Annotated in this window: 13 protein-coding genes, 3 tRNA genes, 2 rRNA genes and 1 riboswitch (1 of these 19 running past the window's edge); of the genes, 12 read left to right on the top strand and 6 right to left on the bottom strand. The window is 68.6% G+C overall.

Features of this window, described 5'->3' with window-relative positions; all coding sequences use genetic code 11:
• Both AB5J56_RS23965 and rrf read left to right on the top strand, forming a co-directional pair.
• Positions 1-2,754: ribosomal RNA gene (locus tag AB5J56_RS23965) — 23S ribosomal RNA — on the top strand (it extends 369 nt beyond the left edge of the window).
• Between the two features lie 100 nt (positions 2,755-2,854).
• Positions 2,855-2,971, top strand: a 5S ribosomal RNA gene (rrf, locus tag AB5J56_RS23970).
• A 158-nt stretch (positions 2,972-3,129) separates the two neighbouring features.
• On the opposite strand, the gene AB5J56_RS23975 is transcribed toward rrf, so the two are convergent.
• Together AB5J56_RS23975 and AB5J56_RS23980 are read right to left on the bottom strand one after the other, a co-directional pair.
• Positions 3,130-3,205 (bottom strand) — tRNA-Glu (locus AB5J56_RS23975).
• 80 nt (positions 3,206-3,285) lie between these two features.
• Complete coding sequence (locus tag AB5J56_RS23980) at positions 3,286-4,851, bottom strand: metallophosphoesterase (protein WP_369234814.1); 1,566 nt, start codon at positions 4,849-4,851, stop codon at positions 3,286-3,288.
• Positions 4,852-5,031: 180 nt separating this feature from the next.
• Between AB5J56_RS23980 and AB5J56_RS23985 the strand changes: the two genes are divergently transcribed.
• From AB5J56_RS23985 to AB5J56_RS24000, 4 genes are all read left to right on the top strand, one after another.
• Entirely contained in the window at positions 5,032-5,382 is a 351-nt protein-coding gene (locus AB5J56_RS23985) for a metallopeptidase family protein (protein WP_369234815.1), read from the top strand.
• A 1,292-nt stretch (positions 5,383-6,674) separates the two neighbouring features.
• A complete protein-coding gene (locus AB5J56_RS23990; protein WP_369234816.1) occupies positions 6,675-8,849 on the top strand; it encodes a DEAD/DEAH box helicase in 2,175 nt (724 codons plus the stop codon).
• 137 nt (positions 8,850-8,986) lie between these two features.
• Positions 8,987-10,522: an amino acid permease gene (locus AB5J56_RS23995; RefSeq protein WP_369234817.1), complete on the top strand. Its 1,536-nt coding sequence runs from the start codon at positions 8,987-8,989 to the stop codon at positions 10,520-10,522.
• A gap of 132 nt (positions 10,523-10,654) precedes the next feature.
• Positions 10,655-10,727 (top strand) — tRNA-Lys (locus AB5J56_RS24000).
• A 277-nt stretch (positions 10,728-11,004) separates the two neighbouring features.
• On the opposite strand, the gene ribA is transcribed toward AB5J56_RS24000, so the two are convergent.
• Together ribA and AB5J56_RS24010 are read right to left on the bottom strand one after the other, a co-directional pair.
• Positions 11,005-11,631 carry a GTP cyclohydrolase II gene (gene ribA / locus AB5J56_RS24005; protein WP_369234818.1) on the bottom strand — a complete coding sequence of 209 codons (627 nt, stop codon included), beginning with the start codon at positions 11,629-11,631 and terminating at the stop codon, positions 11,005-11,007.
• Between the two features lie 147 nt (positions 11,632-11,778).
• Complete coding sequence (locus AB5J56_RS24010) at positions 11,779-12,288, bottom strand: MarR family winged helix-turn-helix transcriptional regulator (RefSeq protein ID WP_369234819.1); 510 nt, start codon at positions 12,286-12,288, stop codon at positions 11,779-11,781.
• Positions 12,289-12,379: 91 nt separating this feature from the next.
• Between AB5J56_RS24010 and AB5J56_RS24015 the strand changes: the two genes are divergently transcribed.
• The 6 genes from AB5J56_RS24015 (at position 12,380) to AB5J56_RS24040 (ending at position 18,868) form a co-directional block, all read left to right on the top strand.
• Entirely contained in the window at positions 12,380-13,510 is a 1,131-nt protein-coding gene (locus tag AB5J56_RS24015) for a dihydrofolate reductase family protein (RefSeq protein ID WP_369234820.1), read from the top strand.
• A gap of 93 nt (positions 13,511-13,603) precedes the next feature.
• Complete coding sequence (locus AB5J56_RS24020) at positions 13,604-14,824, top strand: alginate lyase family protein (protein WP_369234821.1); 1,221 nt, start codon at positions 13,604-13,606, stop codon at positions 14,822-14,824.
• A gap of 81 nt (positions 14,825-14,905) precedes the next feature.
• A tRNA-Met gene (locus AB5J56_RS24025) sits at positions 14,906-14,979 on the top strand.
• 264 nt (positions 14,980-15,243) lie between these two features.
• Entirely contained in the window at positions 15,244-16,377 is a 1,134-nt protein-coding gene (locus AB5J56_RS24030; RefSeq protein ID WP_369242733.1) for a PP2C family protein-serine/threonine phosphatase, read from the top strand.
• Positions 16,378-16,646: 269 nt separating this feature from the next.
• A riboswitch (cyclic di-AMP (ydaO/yuaA leader) is annotated at positions 16,647-16,804 on the top strand.
• A gap of 11 nt (positions 16,805-16,815) precedes the next feature.
• Positions 16,816-17,862, top strand: coding sequence for a M23 family metallopeptidase (locus AB5J56_RS24035; RefSeq protein WP_369234822.1), 1,047 nt, complete (start codon positions 16,816-16,818; stop codon positions 17,860-17,862).
• Positions 17,863-17,923: 61 nt separating this feature from the next.
• A complete protein-coding gene (locus tag AB5J56_RS24040; protein ID WP_369234823.1) occupies positions 17,924-18,868 on the top strand; it encodes an aldo/keto reductase in 945 nt (314 codons plus the stop codon).
• 83 nt (positions 18,869-18,951) lie between these two features.
• On the opposite strand, the gene AB5J56_RS24045 is transcribed toward AB5J56_RS24040, so the two are convergent.
• Complete coding sequence (locus AB5J56_RS24045) at positions 18,952-20,319, bottom strand: PrsW family intramembrane metalloprotease (RefSeq protein ID WP_369234824.1); 1,368 nt, start codon at positions 20,317-20,319, stop codon at positions 18,952-18,954.
• Positions 20,320-20,462: 143 nt separating this feature from the next.
• Positions 20,463-21,248, bottom strand: a complete 786-nt coding sequence (trmB, locus tag AB5J56_RS24050; protein ID WP_369234825.1) for a tRNA (guanosine(46)-N7)-methyltransferase TrmB — start codon at positions 21,246-21,248, stop codon at positions 20,463-20,465.
• Positions 21,249-21,285 lie beyond the last annotated feature (37 nt).

The following is a 21,285-nucleotide window of genomic DNA, read 5'->3' on the forward strand; positions in this document are numbered from 1 at the left end:
TGATGTAGGCGAAGGACATGCGAAAGGTCCGGCGTAGAGGGTAAGACCCCCGTAGTCGAAACATCAGCGGCTCGTTTGAGAGACACCCAAGTAGCACGGGGCCCGAGAAATCCCGTGTGAATCTGGCGGGACCACCCGCTAAGCCTAAATATTCCCTGGTGACCGATAGCGGATAGTACCGTGAGGGAATGGTGAAAAGTACCGCGGGAGCGGAGTGAAATAGTACCTGAAACCGTGTGCCTACAAGCCGTGGGAGCGTCGGAGTGCATGCTTGCATGCACTCTCGTGACTGCGTGCCTTTTGAAGAATGAGCCTGCGAGTTTGCGGTGTGTTGCGAGGTTAACCCGTGTGGGGAAGCCGTAGCGAAAGCGAGTCCGAATAGGGCGGTTTAGTAGCGCGCTCAAGACCCGAAGCGGAGTGATCTAGCCATGGGCAGGTTGAAGCGGCTGTAAGAGGTCGTGGAGGACCGAACCCACCAGGGTTGAAAACCTGGGGGATGACCTGTGGTTAGGGGTGAAAGGCCAATCAAACTCCGTGATAGCTGGTTCTCCCCGAAATGCATTTAGGTGCAGCGTCGTGTGTTTCTTGCCGGAGGTAGAGCACTGGATAGGCGATGGGCCCTACCGGGTTACTGACCTTAGCCAAACTCCGAATGCCGGTAAGTGAGAGCACGGCAGTGAGACTGTGGGGGATAAGCTCCATGGTCGAGAGGGAAACAGCCCAGAGCATCGACTAAGGCCCCTAAGCGTACGCTAAGTGGGAAAGGATGTGGAGTCGCACAGACAACCAGGAGGTTGGCTTAGAAGCAGCCACCCTTGAAAGAGTGCGTAATAGCTCACTGGTCTAGTGATTCCGCGCCGACAATGTAGCGGGGCTCAAGCGTACCGCCGAAGTCGTGTCATTCCAGTAATAGGGCCAACGCCTGCTGGGATGGGTAGGGGAGCGTCGTGTGCCGGGTGAAGCCGCAGCGGAAGCTAGTGGTGGACGGTTCACGAGTGAGAATGCAGGCATGAGTAGCGATACACACGTGAGAAACGTGTGCGCCGATTGACTAAGGGTTCCTGGGTCAAGCTGATCTGCCCAGGGTAAGTCGGGACCTAAGGCGAGGCCGACAGGCGTAGTCGATGGATAACCGGTTGATATTCCGGTACCCGCTGTGAAGCGTCAAACATCGAACCAGGCGATGCTAAGTCCGTGAAGCCGCCCCGGAGCCTTCGGGCAAAGGGGAGTGGTGGAGCCGACGGACCAGACCTGTAGTAGGTGAGTGATGGGGTGACGCAGGAAGGTAGTCCAGCCCGGGCGGTGGTTGTCCCGGGGTAAGGGTGTAGCCCGTCATCTAGGCAAATCCGGATGACATGTGGGTGAGACCTGATGCCGAGCCGATTGTGGTGAAGTGGATGATCCTATGCTGTCGAGAAAAGCCTCTAGCGAGTTTCATGGCGGCCCGTACCCTAAACCGACTCAGGTGGTCAGGTAGAGAATACCGAGGCGTTCGGGTGAACTATGGTTAAGGAACTCGGCAAAATGCCCCCGTAACTTCGGGAGAAGGGGGGCCATCACCGGTGACGAGATTTACTCTCTGAGCTGGGGGTGGCCGCAGAGACCAGCGAGAAGCGACTGTTTACTAAAAACACAGGTCCGTGCGAAGCCGTAAGGCGATGTATACGGACTGACGCCTGCCCGGTGCTGGAACGTTAAGGGGACCGGTTAGTGCACTTTCGGGTGTGCGAAGCTGAGAACTTAAGCGCCAGTAAACGGCGGTGGTAACTATAACCATCCTAAGGTAGCGAAATTCCTTGTCGGGTAAGTTCCGACCTGCACGAATGGCGTAACGACTTCTCGACTGTCTCAACCATAGGCCCGGTGAAATTGCACTACGAGTAAAGATGCTCGTTTCGCGCAGCAGGACGGAAAGACCCCGGGACCTTTACTACAGTTTGATATTGGTGTTCGGTTCGGCTTGTGTAGGATAGCTGGGAGACTGTGAAGTCATGGCGCCAGCCATGGTGGAGTCGTCGTTGAAATACCAGTCTGGTCGTGCTGGATGTCTAACCTGGGTCCGTGATCCGGATCAGGGACAGTGTCTGATGGGTAGTTTAACTGGGGCGGTTGCCTCCTAAAGAGTAACGGAGGCGCCCAAAGGTTCCCTCAGCCTGGTTGGCAATCAGGTGTTGAGTGTAAGTGCACAAGGGAGCTTGACTGTGAGACCGACGGGTCGAGCAGGGACGAAAGTCGGGACTAGTGATCCGGCGGTGGCTTGTGGAAGCGCCGTCGCTCAACGGATAAAAGGTACCCCGGGGATAACAGGCTGATCTTCCCCAAGAGTCCATATCGACGGGATGGTTTGGCACCTCGATGTCGGCTCGTCGCATCCTGGGGCTGGAGTCGGTCCCAAGGGTTGGGCTGTTCGCCCATTAAAGCGGTACGCGAGCTGGGTTTAGAACGTCGTGAGACAGTTCGGTCCCTATCCGCTGTGCGCGTAGGAATATTGAGAAGGGCTGTCCCTAGTACGAGAGGACCGGGACGGACGAACCTCTGGTGTGCCAGTTGTCCTGCCAAGGGCATGGCTGGTTGGCTACGTTCGGGAGGGATAACCGCTGAAAGCATCTAAGCGGGAAGCCTGCTTCGAGATGAGTATTCCCACCCCCTTTGAGGGGTTAAGGCTCCCAGTAGACGACTGGGTTGATAGGCCAGATCTGGAAGGCGGGCAACCGCTGGAGGTGACTGGTACTAATAGGCCGAGGGCTTGTCCTCAGTTGCTCGCGTCCACTGTGTCAGTTCTGAAATAACGAACGACATGCCTCCTCCCTGGGCCACAGGGAGTCGAGGCAACTGGTTCACAATTTCACAGTGTTTCGGTGGTCATAGCGTGAGGGAAACGCCCGGTTACATTCCGAACCCGGAAGCTAAGCCTCACAGCGCCGATGGTACTGCAGGGGGGACCCTGTGGGAGAGTAGGACGCCGCCGAACAAATTTTAAGAAGAAGCCCCAACTCCGGGTACATATCCGGGTGTTGGGGCTTCTTCGCGTTCACCGTGCGGTCGTTCGCGTTCACCGTTCGGTCCAGGGCTCACGGCAGCACAAAAAACCCACTTCCGGAGGAAGTGGGTTAATGCAACGCAAATTACTGGTGCCCCCAACGGGATTCGAACCCGTGCTACCGCCTTGAAAGGGCGGCGTCCTAGGCCGCTAGACGATGAGGGCTATCGGCCCGCCTGGGCGCCTTGCGGCGCGTCGGGGACGTAGGAAGCATATGGGATGGCGGGCGGTATCGCCAAAACGGTTTACGGGGACGGGGTCGGCTTGGGTGCCGGCGAGGGGGTCGCGCCGGGCTGGTTCTCCTTCGGGAGGTGGCGGCTGACCTCGGCCGTTGTCAGGCCCAGGCCGCCCAGCCGGATCTCGTCCCAGGCCTGGAGGCGCCGGGTGTCCCGGTTCACGTAGAGGATCGAGGCCTCGATCGGGTCCGGGTACTTGCCCTCGACGGCGCGCAGGCCGCTGCCGCCCGTCGAGCCCTCGATGCGCAGCCGGGTCCCCTGTTTCATGACCTCCATCTCCTCGTGGTGCAGATGGCCCGCCAGAACCATGGGCACCGTGCCGTCCGTCTCGCGGGCCGCCGACGGCTCGTGCGCGATGGCGATGTCGACGGGGGTGCCCGCCGCCGCCTGGTCGCGGATGGCCGACGCCAGCTGTGCGCCGGCCATCTCCTCCACGGGATTCCCGCCCGGCTTGATCGCACGATCGGGGGTGTACTGCGGGTCGCCGACGCCCGCGAAGCGCAGGCCGGCGACCGAGACGGCCCTGCCCTCGTCCAGCACGTGCACGTTCTTCATGCGTTCCAGATAGCGTTGGGTGATCTGGCTGTCGTGGTTGCCTCGGACCCAGACGTACGGGGCTCCCAGGTCGGCGATCGGGTCCAGGAAGCCGTTCTCGGCCGCGGTGCCGTGGTCCATGGTGTCGCCGGAGTCGACGATCACGTTGATGTCGTACTGCTTCACGAGCGAAGCGATGATTTTCCAGCTCGCCGGGTTGAGGTGGATGTCGGAGACGTGCAGGACTCGGATCGTGGTCGGGTCCGGTTCGTAGGTCGGGAGCGTGGACGTGACGTCGTACAGCTTCGTCACGTTCGTCACCAGGCGCGCCAACTCCTGCTGGTAGACGTCGAATTCGGTGACGATGTTGCGTGCGTTGCCGACCAGGGACGGGGCGGAGGAGAGGAGGCCGGAGAACCTCGGCTCCAGGACCGACTTGGGGTTCCAGGTGGCGTACGCCGTCGCCCCCGAGGCCGCGAGCAGGGCCAGGGCCAGGCCGCCGGCGGCCAGGGCGCGGCGCGGGCGGCGGTAGACCGCCAGACCGAGTGCCGTGGCGCCGGAGACGACCGCCACGCAGGACCTTACGGCCAGGTCGAGCGTGCCGTGCTCCACGTCGTGCGCGACTTCGTCCTGGAGGCCCGAGATCCGCTCCGGGTGGTCCACCAGGGCCTGGGCGCGGGCCGGGTCGAGCCGGTCGACGTCCACGTCCAGGCGGAAGGGCGCTACGTGGCTGCGCAGTTCCAGTGCTCCGAGCGGGGCGACGTTGATCTTCGTGCCGCCGGCGACGGAGGGGCGCAGGGTCATCGTGGTGTTCATGGGGCCCACCGGGACGCGTACGTTGCCCACGATCAGCAGGCCGAGCCAGGCGCCGAGCAGGACGACGGCCATCAGGCCGAGGGCTCTGGTGTACGGGTGCGGTTGGTGGACGAGTTCGGTGACCGGGTGCGTGCGGCGGGCGCGGTAGTGGCGGGACAGGGCGCGGGGGGCTGAGCGGGGGAGGGTGCGTATGCGGTGCAGGACGGCAGCGGGGACGCGGGCCATTGGTCCCGTATGCCCAAATCGGATGGTGGATATGCGGTGGATGCCCGACGGGTATCGGGCGGATATGGGCTGGATCTGACTGGTTTGATTTCGGTGCTGGTCAGGAAGGGCTCGGTACTGGTCGGGGAGTGGGCTTCGGGCCCGGCCGCCGTTTCTGGCGCCGTGGCTGACAATGGCCGTGTGCTGGAGATGACGCGTGAGGAGTTCGAGGAACTGGTCGCCGAGGCGCTCGACCGGATTCCGCCGGAGCTGACGCGGCTCATGGACAACGTGGCGGTGTTCGTCGAGGACGAACCACCGGCCGAGGATCCCGAGCTGCTCGGTCTGTACGAGGGGACTCCGCTGACGGATCGCGGGGAGTGGTACGCCGGTGTCCTGCCGGACCGGATCACGATCTACCGGGGGCCCACGCTGCGGATGTGCGACACGCGCGAGGACGTGGTCGCCGAGACCGAGGTGACCGTGGTGCACGAGATCGCTCATCACTTCGGGATCGATGACGCTCGGCTGCATGCGCTCGGGTACGGGTGAGGTTGCCGGGCGGGGTCGGATCCGGGTCCGGGATCGGGGTTGGCTTCGGGGGGTAGGAGCGGTCTCCTGTTCGGGTCGAGGCGTGCGCGTGTCTTCTTGTGGGCGGCGGGAGTTGGACAGGGGGACTCCCCGAACCCCCGCCGGAGGTGGCTGCCCGTGCGCGCCTTGTACGTACCCGTCCGTCTCGCCGCCACGGTCATGGCCGTCGCCGCGGCCGCCGGCTGCATGAGCGTCGGTGACGACGGGAGCCGGCCCGGGCCGTCCCACTCGGCGGGGCAGCGGGGTGGGGCAGCGCCGGACGGGGGCACCGTGGTGGGTGGTGGCGGGTCGGGTGTGCGGGGCGGGGCGGCGGCGAAGCGGCACGGGTCGCCGGAGCCGGGGTCTTCGGAGTCCGGGTCCGCGTCCGCGTCTGCTTCGGCCTCCGCGGGCGGGGGTGCGAAGGCGTCCGCCAAGCCTGGGCCGAAGGATGGCAAGGGTGGAGGCGGCGGCGGAGGGAAGGGCGGGGGTGGTGTGGAGCCGCCTGTGCCTACGAAGGGGGAGCCGACGCCCACGCATACGGATCCGGCGCCTACGCCTACCGCGCCGGTTGATCCGCCGACGCCGTCCGATCCTGCCCCGACGGCCGAGCCGTCGTCTTCGGCTCATGAGCAGGTCGCGCAGTCGCAGTTGGTGGAGCGGGAGCCTGCGCCTTCTGCTGGCGGGGGCGCGTGACGCTGGCGTGGGCGCCTTTCGCGGGGCGTCGTTCGCTGGCCGGGCGCCGTTCGTGGTGCGCCGGGTGCCGGTGGGGGGTCGGGGCCGTGCCGGTGCATCCGCCCGTCGCGTACGTGGTCACTTCTGTGTGCCGGGATGGCTCGACTTTGCCTGTGACCACGTACGCGACGGGCATTTGATGTACCGGCACGGCCCCTTCCGCGCATGCGCGTCTGCGGGTGCGTGGGGGCTCGCGGGGCACCACCCACGCGTGACCAAAGGCACAGAGGGCGGTCGGGGTTTGCCTGCTCGCTCCGCGGTTCGTGGAGCCGTGGAAATGCGGGGTGTCGCCGGGGTTTGGGGGCTCGGCGCGGGGGCGTCGGAGGGGGCTGACCTGGGGATATGGGGGTCAGTTTGCCTCATGGGGGGGTGGGTGCGTATGGTGGTAGATCGTTTGATCCCATTTGCCCGGCGCCATTGCAGAGAGCGCCGCGTGTGGCGCGTACTCTCCCCTGCCGTGGCCGGACCGCATTGAGGCGGTCGATTGCGAATTCACGGAGTTACGGGCGCGTGCCGAGAACTCCGGAAGGTTCGCATTTCGCATGTCTGTTTCCAGTACTGATCACATCGTCGTGCCCGAGAACAACGACGAGAACCCCGCAGAGGTCGTCGAGACCGTGGAGACCGTGGAGTCCGCTCCCGAGCTCACCTTCTCCGACCTCGGTCTCCCCGAGGGCGTCGTCCGCAAGCTCGCGCAGAACGGCGTGACCAGCCCCTTCCCGATCCAGGCGGCCACCATCCCGGACGCCCTGGCCGGCAAGGACATCCTCGGCCGCGGTCGTACAGGCTCGGGCAAGACGCTCTCGTTCGGTCTGCCGACCCTGGCCGCGCTGGCCGGTGGGCACACCGAGAAGAAGAAGCCCCGCGCCGTCATCCTCACGCCGACCCGTGAGCTCGCGATGCAGGTCGCGGACGCCCTGCAGCCGTACGGCGACGTCCTCGGCCTGAAGATGAAGGTCGTCTGCGGCGGTACGTCCATGGGCAACCAGATCTACGCCCTCGAGCGCGGCGTCGACGTCCTCGTCGCCACCCCGGGCCGCCTGCGCGACATCATCAGCCGCGGCGCCTGCTCCCTGGAGAACGTCCAGGTCGCCGTCCTCGACGAGGCCGACCAGATGTCCGACCTGGGCTTCCTGCCCGAGGTCACCGAGCTGCTCGACCAGATCCCGGGCGGCGGCCAGCGCATGCTGTTCTCCGCCACGATGGAGAACGAGATCTCCACGCTGGTCAAGCGCTACCTGACCAACCCGGTCACGCACGAGGTCGACAGCGCCCAGGGCAACGTCACGACGATGTCGCACCACATCCTCATCGTGAAGCCCAAGGACAAGGCGCCGGTCACCGCCGCGATCGCTTCCCGCAAGGGCCGCACGATCATCTTCGTCCGCACCCAGCTGGGCGCGGACCGCATTGCCGAGCAGCTCGTCGAGGCGGGCGTGAAGGCGGACGCGCTGCACGGCGGTATGACGCAGGGTGCGCGTACCCGAGTGCTCGAGGACTTCAAGAAGGGCTACGTCAACGCCCTCGTCGCCACCGACGTCGCCGCGCGCGGTATCCACGTCGACGGCATCGACCTGGTGCTGAACGTCGACCCCGCCGGCGACCACAAGGACTACCTGCACCGCTCGGGCCGTACGGCCCGAGCCGGTCGCTCCGGCACCGTCGTGTCGCTGTCGCTGCCGCACCAGCGCCGCCAGATCTTCCGGCTGATGGAGGACGCGGGCGTCGACGCCGGGCGTCACATCATCAACTCCGGTACGGCCTTCGAGCCCGAGGTCGCCGAGATCACCGGTGCCCGTTCGATGACCGAGGTCCAGGCCGAGTCCGCGGGCAACTCGGCGCAGATGGCCGAGCGTGACGTCAAGGACCTCACCAAGCAGCTGGAGCGCGCGCAGCGTCGTGCCGTCGAGCTGCGCGAGGAGGCCGACCGGCTGACCGCGCGTGCGGCGCGCGAGCGTGGCGAGGACCCGGAGGCGGCCGTCGCCGCCGCCGCGGAGGCCGCCGCCGAGAAGGCCGTCGAGGCCGAGGCCGAGGTGGCCGAGCAGCCTGCCGAGCGTTCCTCGTACGACCAGCCGCGTCAGCGCCGCGACGAGCGGGGCAACTACGAGCGCCGTGACAGCCGTGGCGGCGAGCGCGGTGGGTTCAACCGTGACCGTGACGACCGTGGTGGCCGTTCCTTCGAGCGTCGTGACGGCGAGCGCGGCGGGTTCCGCCGCGACAACGACCGTCGTGACGACCGTGGAGGCCGTTCCTTCGAGCGTCGTGACAACGACCGTCCCGGCTTCCGCCGCGACAACGACCGCCCCGGGTTCCGTCGGGACAACGACCGTCGTGACGACCGCGGTGGCTTCAACAACCGTGACAGCCGTGGCGACCGTGGCGGCGAGCGCGGTGGGTTCAACCGTGACCGTGACGACCGTGGTGGCCGTTCCTTCGAGCGTCGCGACAACGACCGTCCCGGCTTCCGCCGCGACGACCGCACCGGCGGTGGCCGTCCCTTCGAGCGCCGCGACGAGCGTGGCGGTCACCGGGGCAGCGACCGTCCCTTCAACCGCGACCGTCAGGGCGACCGCCCCGCGGGCGGCGGCTTCCGCTCCGGCGGCCACGACCGCCCCACCGGCCGTCGTGACGACCACCGCACCACCGGCACCGGAACGGGCACCGGCTCCTTCGGCGCCCGCCGTGACGACAAGCCGCGCTGGAAGCGCAACGGCTGATCGAGCAGCTCCGGTGAGCAGCAAGTGACATAAGGGCTGTGGCCCCCACCCGCTCGGGTGGGGGCCACAGCCCTTTTTGGCCAATCGGCCGGGCAGTTGGCGCATGTCGTGCCCTCGGCGAGGGAATCGCTGGGGACATGACAGATGACGCCATAGTGAGTGGGCTGTCTGATGAAGAACGGCTGGCCCAGCTCGGCTACACGCAGGTTCTCGCCCGCCGCATGTCGGCGTTCTCCAACTACGCGGTTTCCTTCACCATCATCTCGGTGCTGTCGGGCTGCCTGACGCTCTACCTGTTCGGGATGAACACCGGCGGTCCCGCGGTGATCACCTGGGGCTGGGTCGCGGTCGGCCTGATGACCCTGTTCGTCGGGCTGTCCATGGCCGAGATCTGTTCGGCCTACCCGACCTCCGCCGGGCTGTACTTCTGGGCGCACCGGCTCGCGCCCTCCCGTACGGCCGCGGCCTGGGCCTGGTTCACGGGCTGGTTCAACGTCCTCGGCCAGGTCGCGGTGACCGCCGGCATCGACTTCGGTGCGGCGTCGTTCCTGGGCGCCTACCTGAACCTCCAGTTCGACTTCCATGTGACGCCCGTCCGCACGATCCTGCTGTTCGCCGGGATCCTGGTGCTGCACGGGCTGCTGAACACCTTCGGGGTGCGGATCGTCGCCCTCCTCAACAGCGTCAGCGTGTGGTGGCACGTGCTGGGCGTGGGAGTGATCGTCGGCGCGCTCGCGTTCGTCCCCGACCAGCACCAGTCGACGAGCTTCGTCTTCACGCACTTCGTGAACAACACGGGCTGGGGCAGCGGGGTCTACGTCGTCCTCATCGGCCTGCTGATGGCGCAGTACACCTTCACCGGGTACGACGCCTCCGCCCATATGACCGAGGAGACGCACGACGCGTCCACGGCGGGCCCCAAGGGGATCGTGCAGTCGATCTGGACCTCGTGGATCGCCGGCTTCGTGCTGCTCCTCGGCTTCACCTACGCCATCCAGTCGTACGACAAGGAGCTGGGCTCGGCGACCGGCGCGCCGCCCGCGCAGATCCTGCTCGACGCGCTCGGGGCGACGGCGGGCAAACTCCTGCTGCTCGTCGTCATCGGCGCGCAGCTCTTCTGCGGCATGGCCTCTGTGACCGCCAACTCCCGCATGATCTACGCCTTTTCGCGTGACGGAGCGCTGCCGTTCTCACACCTGTGGCACACGGTCAGCCCGCGCACCCGGACGCCGGTCGCGGCGGTGTGGCTGGCGGCCCTGTCGGCGCTGGTGCTCGGTCTGCCGTACCTCATCAACTACACGGCGTACGCGGCCGTGACCTCGATCGCGGTGATCGGCCTCTACGTCGCGTACGTCATCCCGACGTTGCTGCGGCTGCGGAAGGGCGACGACTTCGCGCGGGGACCCTGGCACCTGGGCCGCTGGTCCCGGCCGATCGGGATCGTCTCGGTCGGCTGGGTCGGCGTGATCACCGTCCTGTTCATGCTGCCGCAGCTCTCGCCGGTCACCTGGGAGACCTTCAACTACGCCCCGGTCGCCGTCCTCGCCGTCCTCGGATTCGCCGCGACCTGGTGGCTGGCCTCGGCCCGGCACTGGTTCCTCAACCCCGACCACGAACGCACGATCGCCCGTGAGGCGGCACGCAAGGGCGCACCCGAACCGGTAGATCCGTAACCTTGCGCGCTTTTGGCGTGGCCGGGTCACCGATACCCGATCGGAGTCCCGGCCTCGTCCGGCTATGCTCGGGGATGCATCGGCGCGAGCCGGTGTCGCGTCGGCCTGCTGCATCACTGATGGTCGGCGCGTGGACCCTTAGCTCAATTGGCAGAGCAGTGGACTTTTAATCCATTGGTTGTGGGTTCGAGTCCCACAGGGTCTACCGCGCACAGGGCGGAGGAACATCCTCCGCACGGCGCAACGCCCCGGACCACCTCGGTGGGTCGGGGCGTTTCGCCGTCCTGCTTCGGCGACGAGAGCGGCCAAGGCTGGGGAACTCTGGGCCGTTGCGTCCACGGGCCCGCTTCTCCTGACGTGACGTCACGAGCCCGGTCTCCGGTGGGGAACCGAGAACCCGTCGGCCCCCGGGCCTGTTCGACGATCCTTGACCGGGACGCCGGGGCAGTCGACGGATCAGCCGATCGGGGTACGGGCCCGTGTCAGCCCGCCGTGAGTTCCGGCAGCGGCAGCGTGTGCTGGGTCTGGAGGACCTTCGCGCGGAGGTAGCGGACGTTGTGGGCCGTGGTGAAGACGCCCGTCGGGACGCGGTGGGCGACCGTGAGGCCCAGGTCGCGGAGTTGGCCGGCCTTGTCGGGGTTGTTCGAGAGCAGGTCCAGGGTGTCGATGCCGAGGGCCTGGAGCATCTGCGCCGCCGCCGTGTAGTCGCGGGCGTCCTCGGGGAGGCCGAGGGCGGCGTTGGCTGCGTAGGTGTCGAGGCCCTCGTCCTGGAGGGCGTACGCGTCGAGCTTGTTGTAGAGGCCGATTCCGCGGCCCTCCTGGCGGAGGTAGAGGAGGACGCCACCGCGCTCGGCTATCTGCTCCACCGCCTCGCGCAGCTGCGGGCCGCAGTCGCAGCGGGCCGAGCCGAAGACGTCGCCCGTCAGGCACTCGGAGTGCAGCCGGACCAGAGGGTTCGGCCCGGGCTCGCCCAGGATCACCGCGAGGTGCTCCTGACCGTCGGTGAGGCCGTGGAAGGTGACCAGCTGCGCGTCGATCGAGTAGCCGTCTCCGAAGCGCAGGGGCACGGGGACGCGGGTGCGCACCGTGGCGGTGGGGAAGTCGCGCATGTTGTCTCTCCGGTCCAGCGGGTTGGTGCTTCAGATTTGAAGCACATCCTCGGAGGGAGACAGTACACGGTGCTTTAAAGTTCAAGCAACGGGTTTTATGTGTCTCGCGGCTCACGAGGCTCGGGCCTCACTGACGAGGCTCGCGCCTCACTGTGTACTCGAACGCCGCCGCCACGGCAGTTCTTCCCGCTGCGCCCCGGATTCTTCGCCCTGGATCGCCCGCGTGATGCTCGTGCAGATCTCCTCCAGCTGACCCACCTGCTCGGGGGTCAGATGGTCGAAGACCGCCGCACGTACCGTCTCCGCATGTCCGGGCGCGGACCGCTCCAGCAGCGACATGCCCTCGTCCGTGAGGACCGCGATGCTGCCGCGCTTGTCGCTGGGGCAGCCCTCACGGCGTACGGCGCCGTCGTTCTCCAGCCGCGACACCGCGTACGTCAGCCGGCTGCGGGTGATCTTCAGCAGCTCGGCGAGATCGGTCATGCGCAGCCGCCGGTCCGGCGCTTCGGAGAGCATGGCCAGGACGGAGTAGTAAAGGTGGGGCATGCCCGCCTCCGCCTGGAGCTGCCGGTCGATGGTGTCCTCCAGGAGCGAGGAGGCGGAAATGTACGAGCGCCAGGCGCGTTGTTCGGCAGGGGTGAGCCAGCGGGTCGTCATGCGGCCAGTGTAGGTTTGTTTCAAACTTGAACCAAGTCCGCCGTTCCAGGATCGCCCGAGCGGATCCCGCCGTCCCGAGGAGAGCGCGTCGATGCCCCACCCGTACGTCCTGCTGTCCGCCGCCGTCTCCCTCGACGGCTTTCTCGACGACACCGGCCCCGAGCGCCTGCTGCTCTCCAGCCCCGCCGACTTCGACCGGGTCGACGAGGTGCGGGCATCCGTCGACGCGATCCTGGTCGGCGCGGGGACCATCCGTGCCGACAACCCCCGGCTGCTGGTCAACTCGGCCGAGCGGCGGGCCGCCCGCGTCGCCGCCGGCAAGCCCGCATACCCGCTCAAGGTCACCGTCAGCGCCTCCGGTGACCTGGACCCGGACGCCAACTTCTGGCACACCGGCGGGGAGAAGATCGTCTATACGACGGACAAGGGCGCCGAGCGGCTGGCGGCGGCCGGCGTCGCCGCCGACGTCGTACCGCTCGGGCCCGAGCTGGACTGGCACGCCCTGCTGGAGCACCTGCACGACGTGCGCGGCGTACGGCGGCTCATGGTCGAGGGCGGCGGGACCATCCACACCCAGCTCCTGCGGGAGGCGCTCGCCGACGAACTTCAGCTAGTCCTCGCGCCGCTGTTCGTGGGGGAGACGACCGCGCCCCGGCTCTTCGGGCCCGGCCCCTACCAGGGCGGGCGGCTGCGGCTCGTGGAGACACGCCCCCTCGGGGACGTGGTGCTGATGCGGTACGAGCCCACCGCCCCCGGCGCCGGGAGCGGGCCCTCGGCCGCCGACCGGCACTGGCTGGCGCTCGCCTGCGAACTGGCAGCGCTGTGCCCGCCGTCCGAGACCGCGTTCAGCGTGGGCGCGGTGGTCGTCGCGGCCGACGGGACCGAGCTGGCCCGGGGGCACTCGCGCGAGGGCGACGACCCCGTCGTGCACGCCGAGGAGGCGGCCCTCGCCAAGCTCGACCCCGCCGATCCCAGGCTCGCGGGCGCCACGGTCTACAGCAGCCTGGAGCCCTGCGCCCGGCGGGCCTCCCGGCCGGCGCCGTGTGCGCGGCTCATCCTCGACGCCGGGGTACGGCGGGTGGTCACCGCGTGGCGCGAGCCGGACACGTTCGTCGCCGGGGCCGACGGGAACGGGCTCCTGGAGGCGGAGGGCGCGGTCGTGGTCGTACTTCCGGAGTACGAGGAGCGGGCGAAGGCGCCCAATCGGCACCTCCTCGGATAGCCCCGACCACCCCTTTCCCGGTCGGGCTAAGAGATCCTGCGCCGCGACCGGCCCCGGGTCAGGCTCTGAGAAGGCGACTCGGAGGTTGTGGCGATGGGTTCACTGGGGCGGCGTGTGACGGCGGTGCTGGCGGCACCCCTGCTCGTGGGGCTGGTCGCCTCGTGCGGGGTGTCCTCGCCGCAGACGCGGACGGCGGCGCGGGCGCGGCCCAGGGACGCCGGGTTCGCGCACCCCGGCGTGCTGGTGAGCAAAGAGCAGCTCGGCGCCGTACGCAAGCACGTCAACGCGGGGAAGCAGCCCTGGCTCGGGGCGTTCCTCGCCATGCGGGACAGCAAGTACGGGTCGTACAAGTACCAGGCCGAGCCGTACGAGAACGTCGACTGCCCCTGGGGCGGCAAGCCCGCGCACGGCTGTGTCGAGGAGCGGCAGGACGCGATCGCCGCGTACACACAGGGCCTGCTCTTCACCATCACCGGCAAGCAGGAGCACGCCGTCAAGGCCAGAGAGATCATGGACGCCTGGTCGGCCAAGATGAAGCGGCACACCGGGGAGGACGCCGGGCTGCAGACCGCCTGGGCGGGATCGACCTGGGCGCGGGCCGCCGAGGTCGTGCGGTATGCGCCGGGGGCGGGCTGGACGGCCGACCGCGTGCGGCGGTTCGAGACCATGCTGCGCACCGCCTACCTCCCCGAAGTCACCAGGAAGGTCCCGGACTTCAACGGCAACTGGGACCTCGCCATGACCGACGCCGCCATCGGCATCGCCGTCTTCCTCGACGACCACAAGGCCTTCGACGCCGCTCTGCAGAGATTCCGTGACCGCGTGCCCGCCTACTTCTATATGGAGAAGGACGGGAAGGTGCCGCTCAGCCCGGTCGGCAGCACCATCGACACCCCGCAGAAGATGACCACGTACTGGTTCGGGCAGAAGCGGTACATGAACGGGGTCGCGCAGGAGACCTGCCGCAACTTCAAGCACGTCGGCTACTCGCTCGCCGCCACCGCGCACATCGCCGAGACGGCCTGGCACCAGGGCGTCGACCTCTACAGCGGAGTCAAGGACCGCCTGAAGGCCGCGCTCGACCTGCACGCCCGCTACCAGCTCGGCGAGGCCGCGCCCGCGTGGCTGTGCGGCGGCAAGGTCGACCGGAACATGGGGCCCGACGTGGAGGTCGCGCTCAACCACCTGGAGGACCGGCTCGACGTCCACGTGCCCGCCGCGCACCGGCTCGCCGAGCAGTCCCGGCCCGCCGGAACGGACGACCTCTTCGTCGCCTGGGAGACGCTCACGCACGCGAAGAATCCGGTCGGCTGAGGGGCCCGTATGCCCCGTTCGGGGGGGCGCGTAAACCGGTGTGCTTCGGGCCCTGCGAATGGCGTACACTGATTTCAACGACGCGGGGTGGAGCAGCTCGGTAGCTCGCTGGGCTCATAACCCAGAGGTCGCAGGTTCAAATCCTGTCCCCGCTACTGAAGGCCTAGGGCCCGGAACCAATGGTTCCGGGCCCTAGGTGTGTCTCGGGGTACTTTCCGGGGTCCGGGCTCTTTCCGGGGTCCGGGTTCTTTCCGGGGTCCGTTTCAGGGTTCGGGCTTTCCCCCGGTCGGGCCACACCGGTCGCCCGCCGCCGTCGCTGCGGGAAATCTGGACGAGTGGGGCATCGAGGAGGTGCGCGGAGGCCCGAAGGGCCGCACGGTCGGCGGACGCACGGCCGGGCCGGGGCGCACGCGCGGCCCATCTCGTGCGCGCGGAGCCTCGTCCGGACGCTCCCCGTGCTGCTCATCGTCGTCGGAAGCTGCTACGAGTACTTCACGCCGTCGGGGTACACCGCAGCCCCCTTCTTCACCGCCGCCCCACTCGTCGCCGCGCCCCTCTACTCGCTGCGCGGCACGGTGCTCACCGGTGTCGTCGGACTCGCCGCCGTCCTCGCGATCCACGTCGAACTGGACGTCCTCAACGGCGTCGAGGCGATCACCGAGATCGTCACCATCGCGGTGGTCGGCTTCCTGGCCGTCCTCATCAACATCCTCGTCCGCCGCAGCGACGCCCGGCTGGCCTCGGCCCGGGAGATCGCCGAGGCAGCGCAGCGCGCCGTCCTGCCCGAGCCCGCCGAGCGGATCGAGGGACTGGAGGTCGCGGCCCTCTACGCGGCCGCGCAGGCCGACGCCTTCATCGGCGGCGATCTGTACGCGGTGCAGGACTCCCCGCACGGTGTACGGCTGATCGTGGGCGACGTACGGGGGAAGGGGATGGGGGCGGTGGCCGCCGTCGCCGTCGTCATCGGGGCGTTCCGGGAGGCGGCCGAGCACGAGCCGACGCTGGGGGCGGTCGCGCAGCGGCTGGAGCGGGCCCTCGCGCGCGAGGGCGCCCGGCGCCAAGGCCCGGACGCCTTCGAGGGGTTCACCACCGCCGTACTCGCCGAGATCCCGCACGGCGACGGCGAAGCCGAAGGTGAGCGCAGCGGCGGTGATGGCGGCTTCGTGCGGATCGTCAACCGCGGCCACCCCTCGCCGCTGCTTCTGCACGAGGACGGGGCCCTGTGCGAGCTCGTCGCCCGGGAGCCCGCACTGCCGCTCGGGATGGGGGAGTTGGGCAGTTGGCCCGACGGCATCGAGGAGGTGGTCTTCCCTAGCGGGGCCATGCTCCTCTTCCATACGGATGGGCTGTCCGAGGCCCGTGACGCGCGCGGGAACTTCTACGATCCGGCGGCGCGGCTCGCCGGGCGGGTGTTCGGCGGGCCGGGGGAACTGGTCAACGCGCTTGCCGAGGAAGTACGTCGGCACACGGGCGGCGGCGCCACCGACGACATGGCGCTGCTCGCGGTGCGGCGGCCCGGAGTGCGACCGGGACCGGCATGGGGACCGGGATAGGGATCGGGACCGGTGGTGTGCAATCCGGTTTCTTGATCGTTGTTACGAGGGGTGATCGCGTGACGCCCCTCCGCATAACAACTGACACACCGTCAACTGAACTGGTGTTGAGGGGGTGCGGTCAACTCGCCCGATATGAACCGGTCATGTCCTGTAAGTCCTGGCCAGAAGCGTTAACGATCAGTCCGAACAGCTTGGAATCAGGTGCCCGCGTCTATTAACGTTCGATAACGCAGCGCGGTCGTCCCAGCCGTCACAAGAGATGGCTCCGTGCGCACGCGCCGAATCCCGCAAGGGAACCGGGGAACCACCAACTTGGGGTGAATCGCTCGTCCTCCGCCGTGGCAGCACGGTGGGTATACGCGCGTAGGAGACCTTCCTGCTCCGAACCCGTCAGCTAACCCGGTAGGCGAGAAGGAAGGAAAGGAGCGCGCCCACGTGGCGTCCAACCGGCCTGCCCAGGCAACCTCGTTCGCGCCGAATGAGAAGCACAGCGACACCTTCGGCTACGGCCCGAGCGGCGACGAGGGCCCCTGGGAGGAGTGGAACCCCACCGCGGAGTCCACTCGTCCCGTGCGCGGCCGGCATCGCGTAGGCAAGCAGCGCGGCGGCGGACTCGCCCGCAGCTCCACCGTTCTGGGCGTCGGCGTCATCGCCGCCGTCGGCGCGGGCGGCATGGCCACCGCGCAGACCGGCAAGCCCCCGGTGTCCATATCGATGCCTGACCTGTCGTCCGTCACCGAGTCGGCCAAGGCGCTGATCTCGGACGGCACCGACACCCCGGCGAAGGGCTCCGCCACCCCCCTCACCAGCGCCGGCCTGACCACCACCGACGCCGCACAGGGCACCAGCGACGCGGGCGAGGCCCTGCGCGCCCGCATCATGCAGCAGGCCGAGTCGCAGCAGGACCAGGTCGACACCGCCGCCCAGGAGGCCGCCGAGGCCGCCGCCGCGAAGCAGGCCGTCACGCTCGCCGCCAAGCAGCAGGGCGAGGCCGAGGCCAAGGAGGCCGCCGCCAAGAAGAAGGCGGAGCTGGCAGCCAAGGCGAAGGCCGAGGCGGCGCGTCTCGCCGAGCTCGCCAAGAGCTATGCGCTGCCCACCTCCTCGTACACGATCACCGGAACCTTCGGCCAGGCCGGTTCCATGTGGTCCTCCGGCTACCACACGGGCCTCGACTTCGCGGCGCCCACGGGCACCCTCATCAAGGCCATCCACTCCGGCACGATCACCGAGGCGGGCTGGGCCGGCGCGTACGGCTACCGCACGATCCTCACCCTCGACGACGGCACGGAGCTGTGGTTCTGCCACCAGTCGTCGATCAGCGTGAGCGTCGGGCAGAAGGTCGCCACCGGTGACGTGATCGGGCGCGTGGGCGCCACGGGCAACGTCACCGGGCCGCACGTCCACCTGGAGGTCCACCCGGACGGTCAGGCCACCGGCATCGACCCGATGGCCTGGCTGCACAGCAAGGGAATCAATCCCTGACGCCCGCCCCGGCTCCGGAAGCCCGGAATAGCGGCTTCCGGAGTGGGTGTTGAAGAGGACCATGACTTCTCTTCGCAAGCTCGGTTCGTCAGATCTCCAGGTCTTCCCGCTCGCCCTCGGCGGCAACGTGTTCGGCTGGACCGCCGACGAGGCGCAGTCCTTCGCCGTCCTCGACGCGTACGCCGCCGCGGGCGGCAACTTCGTCGACACCGCCGACTCGTACTCGGCGTGGGTCGCCGGCAACTCCGGCGGCGAGTCCGAGACCATCATCGGCAACTGGGTGAAGGCGCGCGGCAACCGCGCCGATGTCGTCATCGCCACCAAGGTCAGCCAGCACCCCGACTTCCCTGGCCTGTCCGGCGACAACATCAAGGCCGCCGCGGACGCCTCCCTGCGCCGCCTGGGCACCGACTACATCGACCTCTACTACACCCACTTCGACAAGCCGGAAGTGCCGGTCGAGGAGATCGTCGGCGCGCTCGACGAGCTGGTGAAGGCGGGCAAGGTGCGGGCGATCGCCGCCTCCAACATCTCGCCCGAGCGGCTCCGGGCCTCCCTGGAGTTCTCCGACCGCGAGGGCCTCGCCCGGTACGTGGCGCTCCAGCCGCACTACAACCTCGTCTCGCGCGACACCTACGAGGGCGAGCTGCAGGACATCGCCTCCCAGGAGGGCCTGGCCGCCGTCCCCTACTACGCCCTCGCCTCCGGATTCCTGACCGGCAAGTACCGGCCGGGGGCGACCGTCGACTCCCCGCGCGCCGCGGGCGCTGGCAAGCACCTCGGCTCCGAGCGGGGGGTGCGGGTACTCGGTGCCCTGGACGCCGTCGCCGAGGCGCACGACGTTCCGGTGGCCACCGTCGCCCTCGCCTGGCTCGCCGCCCGGCCGACCGTCGCGGCGCCCATCGCCTCGGCCCGGACGGTCGAGCAGCTGCCCGCACTGCTGGGCGTGGCCGACCTTGTTCTGACGGAGGGGGAGCTGGGGCTGCTTTCGGAGGCTTCCGCGTAGTCCGCGTAGTCGGAGTGGTGGGGGTGGTGGGGGTGGTGCGTGTGGTCTGCGTGGTCCGCGTTGGGGGTCTTAGCGGGTAGGGGCTACGAGCGGTACGGGTTGTACGGGTTCGGGTCGGTGTAGTTGTGCGAGGCGTACGTGGGGTACGGCGCCGTCGGGCCGTACCCGTACGCCGGGGCGTATCCGTACACCGGCCACGGTTGCTGCGGTGGCGGCTGAGCGCCAGGAGCCGCCGCCACCGCCGCGTACGCCAGTGCGGGGCGGGCCACCTCGCGGCGCCGCCACAGCTCGTCGAGCAGCTCCCGTTCCCGTACGACGAAGTCGGCGCCCGCGCGGCCACGGCGCCCCCGGTGCCGTAGGAACGCGAGCGAGGTCGCGTACGCCTCGTACTCCGCGACCGAGCGGGCCGCGGCCTTGCCGAAGTGGTGCGTGGCGTACTCGCGGGCCAGCCGCCGCGCCCGCATCGAGGCGAGGGCGAACGGCTCCGGCGCGGTCAGCCACCCGGCGACGGCGTACGCCGGAAGCTCGGAGCGCACCGTCTTCAGCTCGCGCTGCCGCGTCCAGATGACCAGCCAGGTGAGCAGCCCGAACGCGGGCACCATGAACGCGGCGTAGACCGCGAAGAAGCCGTACTCCCCGAACGTCGACGAGCCGTTCCACACCGCGTGCATGCCCATCGCGAGCAGCAGTCCGGAGAGGGGGAGGAGGACGCGGCGTGCGTGCTGGCGGTCCGCCGACAGTGCCGCGATGCCGAAGCCGATGCCGGTCAGCACGGTGAACAGCGGGTGCGCGAAGGGCGACATCACCACGCGTACGAAGAAGGTCGCGGCGGTCACCGAGGCCAGGCCGCGGTCGCCGCTGAGCTGGTCGGTGCCGAAGGCGTTGCCGAGATAGAGGATGTTCTCGGTGAAGGCGAAGCCGGTCGCCGTGACGCCGGCTATGACCACCCCGTCGACGATCCCCGTGAAGTCCCGTCTGCGGAAGAGGAAGATCAGAAGCACGGCGGCCGCCTTCGCGGACTCCTCGACTATCGGCGCTATCACCGTCGCGCCCAGTGTGTCCGCGCTGGTCGGGTCGGCGGTCGCCGTCGCTATCCATCTCGTCGCGAAACTGTTGGCGACGATCGCTATCAGCGCCGCCGCGCAGGCGCCCCAGGCGAAGGAGAAGAGCAGGTTGCGCCAGGGGCCCGGCTCCACGCGGTCCAGCCAGCGGAACGCGGCCATCAGCAGCGGGACGGGCAGCACGGCGAGGCCGAGGCCCACCAGGAAGCCCTCGGTTCCCGTCTGTTCGCGGACCAGGGCCAGGATCACCAGGCCGGAGAGCGCGAGCAGCGTGATCAGCGCGCCGTACCTCACCCAGCGGCGCTGCCACCAGTGCGCGTGCCGCCGTCCACCCTCGGCCGGGCCGGTGGGGTGCGGCGGGTGCGGCGGATACGGGGAACGGGTGGCCACGGCATCGACCCTAACGAGGGAAGGGCGCCGTCCGCGACGGTGCGTGGGGTCGCCGACGGGTGCGGGGGCTGGTCCTCGGCCTGATTCGCGCTGATTCGAGTGTGGGTGCGATGCGGTGCGGTGCTGTGTGGTGCGGTGTGCTGCTAGGCCTGGTCCGAGTGTCTGTCCCCGTGCGGGAGTCGGCGGAACAGCAGGTCGTGCACCACATGTCCCTTGTCCAGCCCCTGGCCCTCGAAACGGGTCAGCGGCCGGAAGTCCGGACGTGGCGCGTAACCGCCGTCCGGCTGGGTGTTCTCGAACTCCGGGTGCTCGGTCAGCACCTCGAGCATCTGCTCGGCGTACGGCTCCCAGTCCGTCGCGCAGTGCACTACGGCGCCCGGCTTCAGGCGGGTTGCCGCGAGGTCCAGGAACTCCGGCTGGATGAGACGGCGCTTGTGGTGCCGCTTCTTGGGCCAGGGGTCGGGGAAGTAGACGCGCAGGCCGTCGAGGGAGTCCGGGGTGAGCATCTCCCGGAGCAGGATGATCGCGTCGCCGTTGGCCACGCGGACGTTCGACAGGCCTTCTCGCTCCGCGAGGTTCAGCAGGTTGCCCTGGCCGGGGGTGTGGACGTCGACGGCGAGGATGCCGGTGTCCGGGGCCTCGGCTGCCATCTGCGCGGTGGCTTCGCCCATGCCGAAGCCGATTTCCAGGACTACGGGGTGGTCGGTGCCGAACAGCTCCGCGAGGTTCAGCTGCCGCTGCCCGTCGATGTCCAGGCCCCACTTGGGCCACAGTCGCTGCAACGCCTCTGCCTGGCCGGCGGTCACCCGGCTTCGGCGGGGCTGGAAACTACGGATCCGGCGCTCGAAGTGGGAACCGGCGGGGTCGGGCGCGGGGCCGTCGGGGAAGCGGGGCTCGCCCTTGGCGCGGGTGATGTGGGAGTCAGACACAGTGGGTCGATTTTACGGTTTCCTGGCGGGGGCGCCG

It is taken from the genome of Streptomyces sp. R21, from assembly GCF_041051975.1.
Taxonomy (GTDB): Bacteria; Actinomycetota; Actinomycetes; order Streptomycetales; family Streptomycetaceae; genus Streptomyces.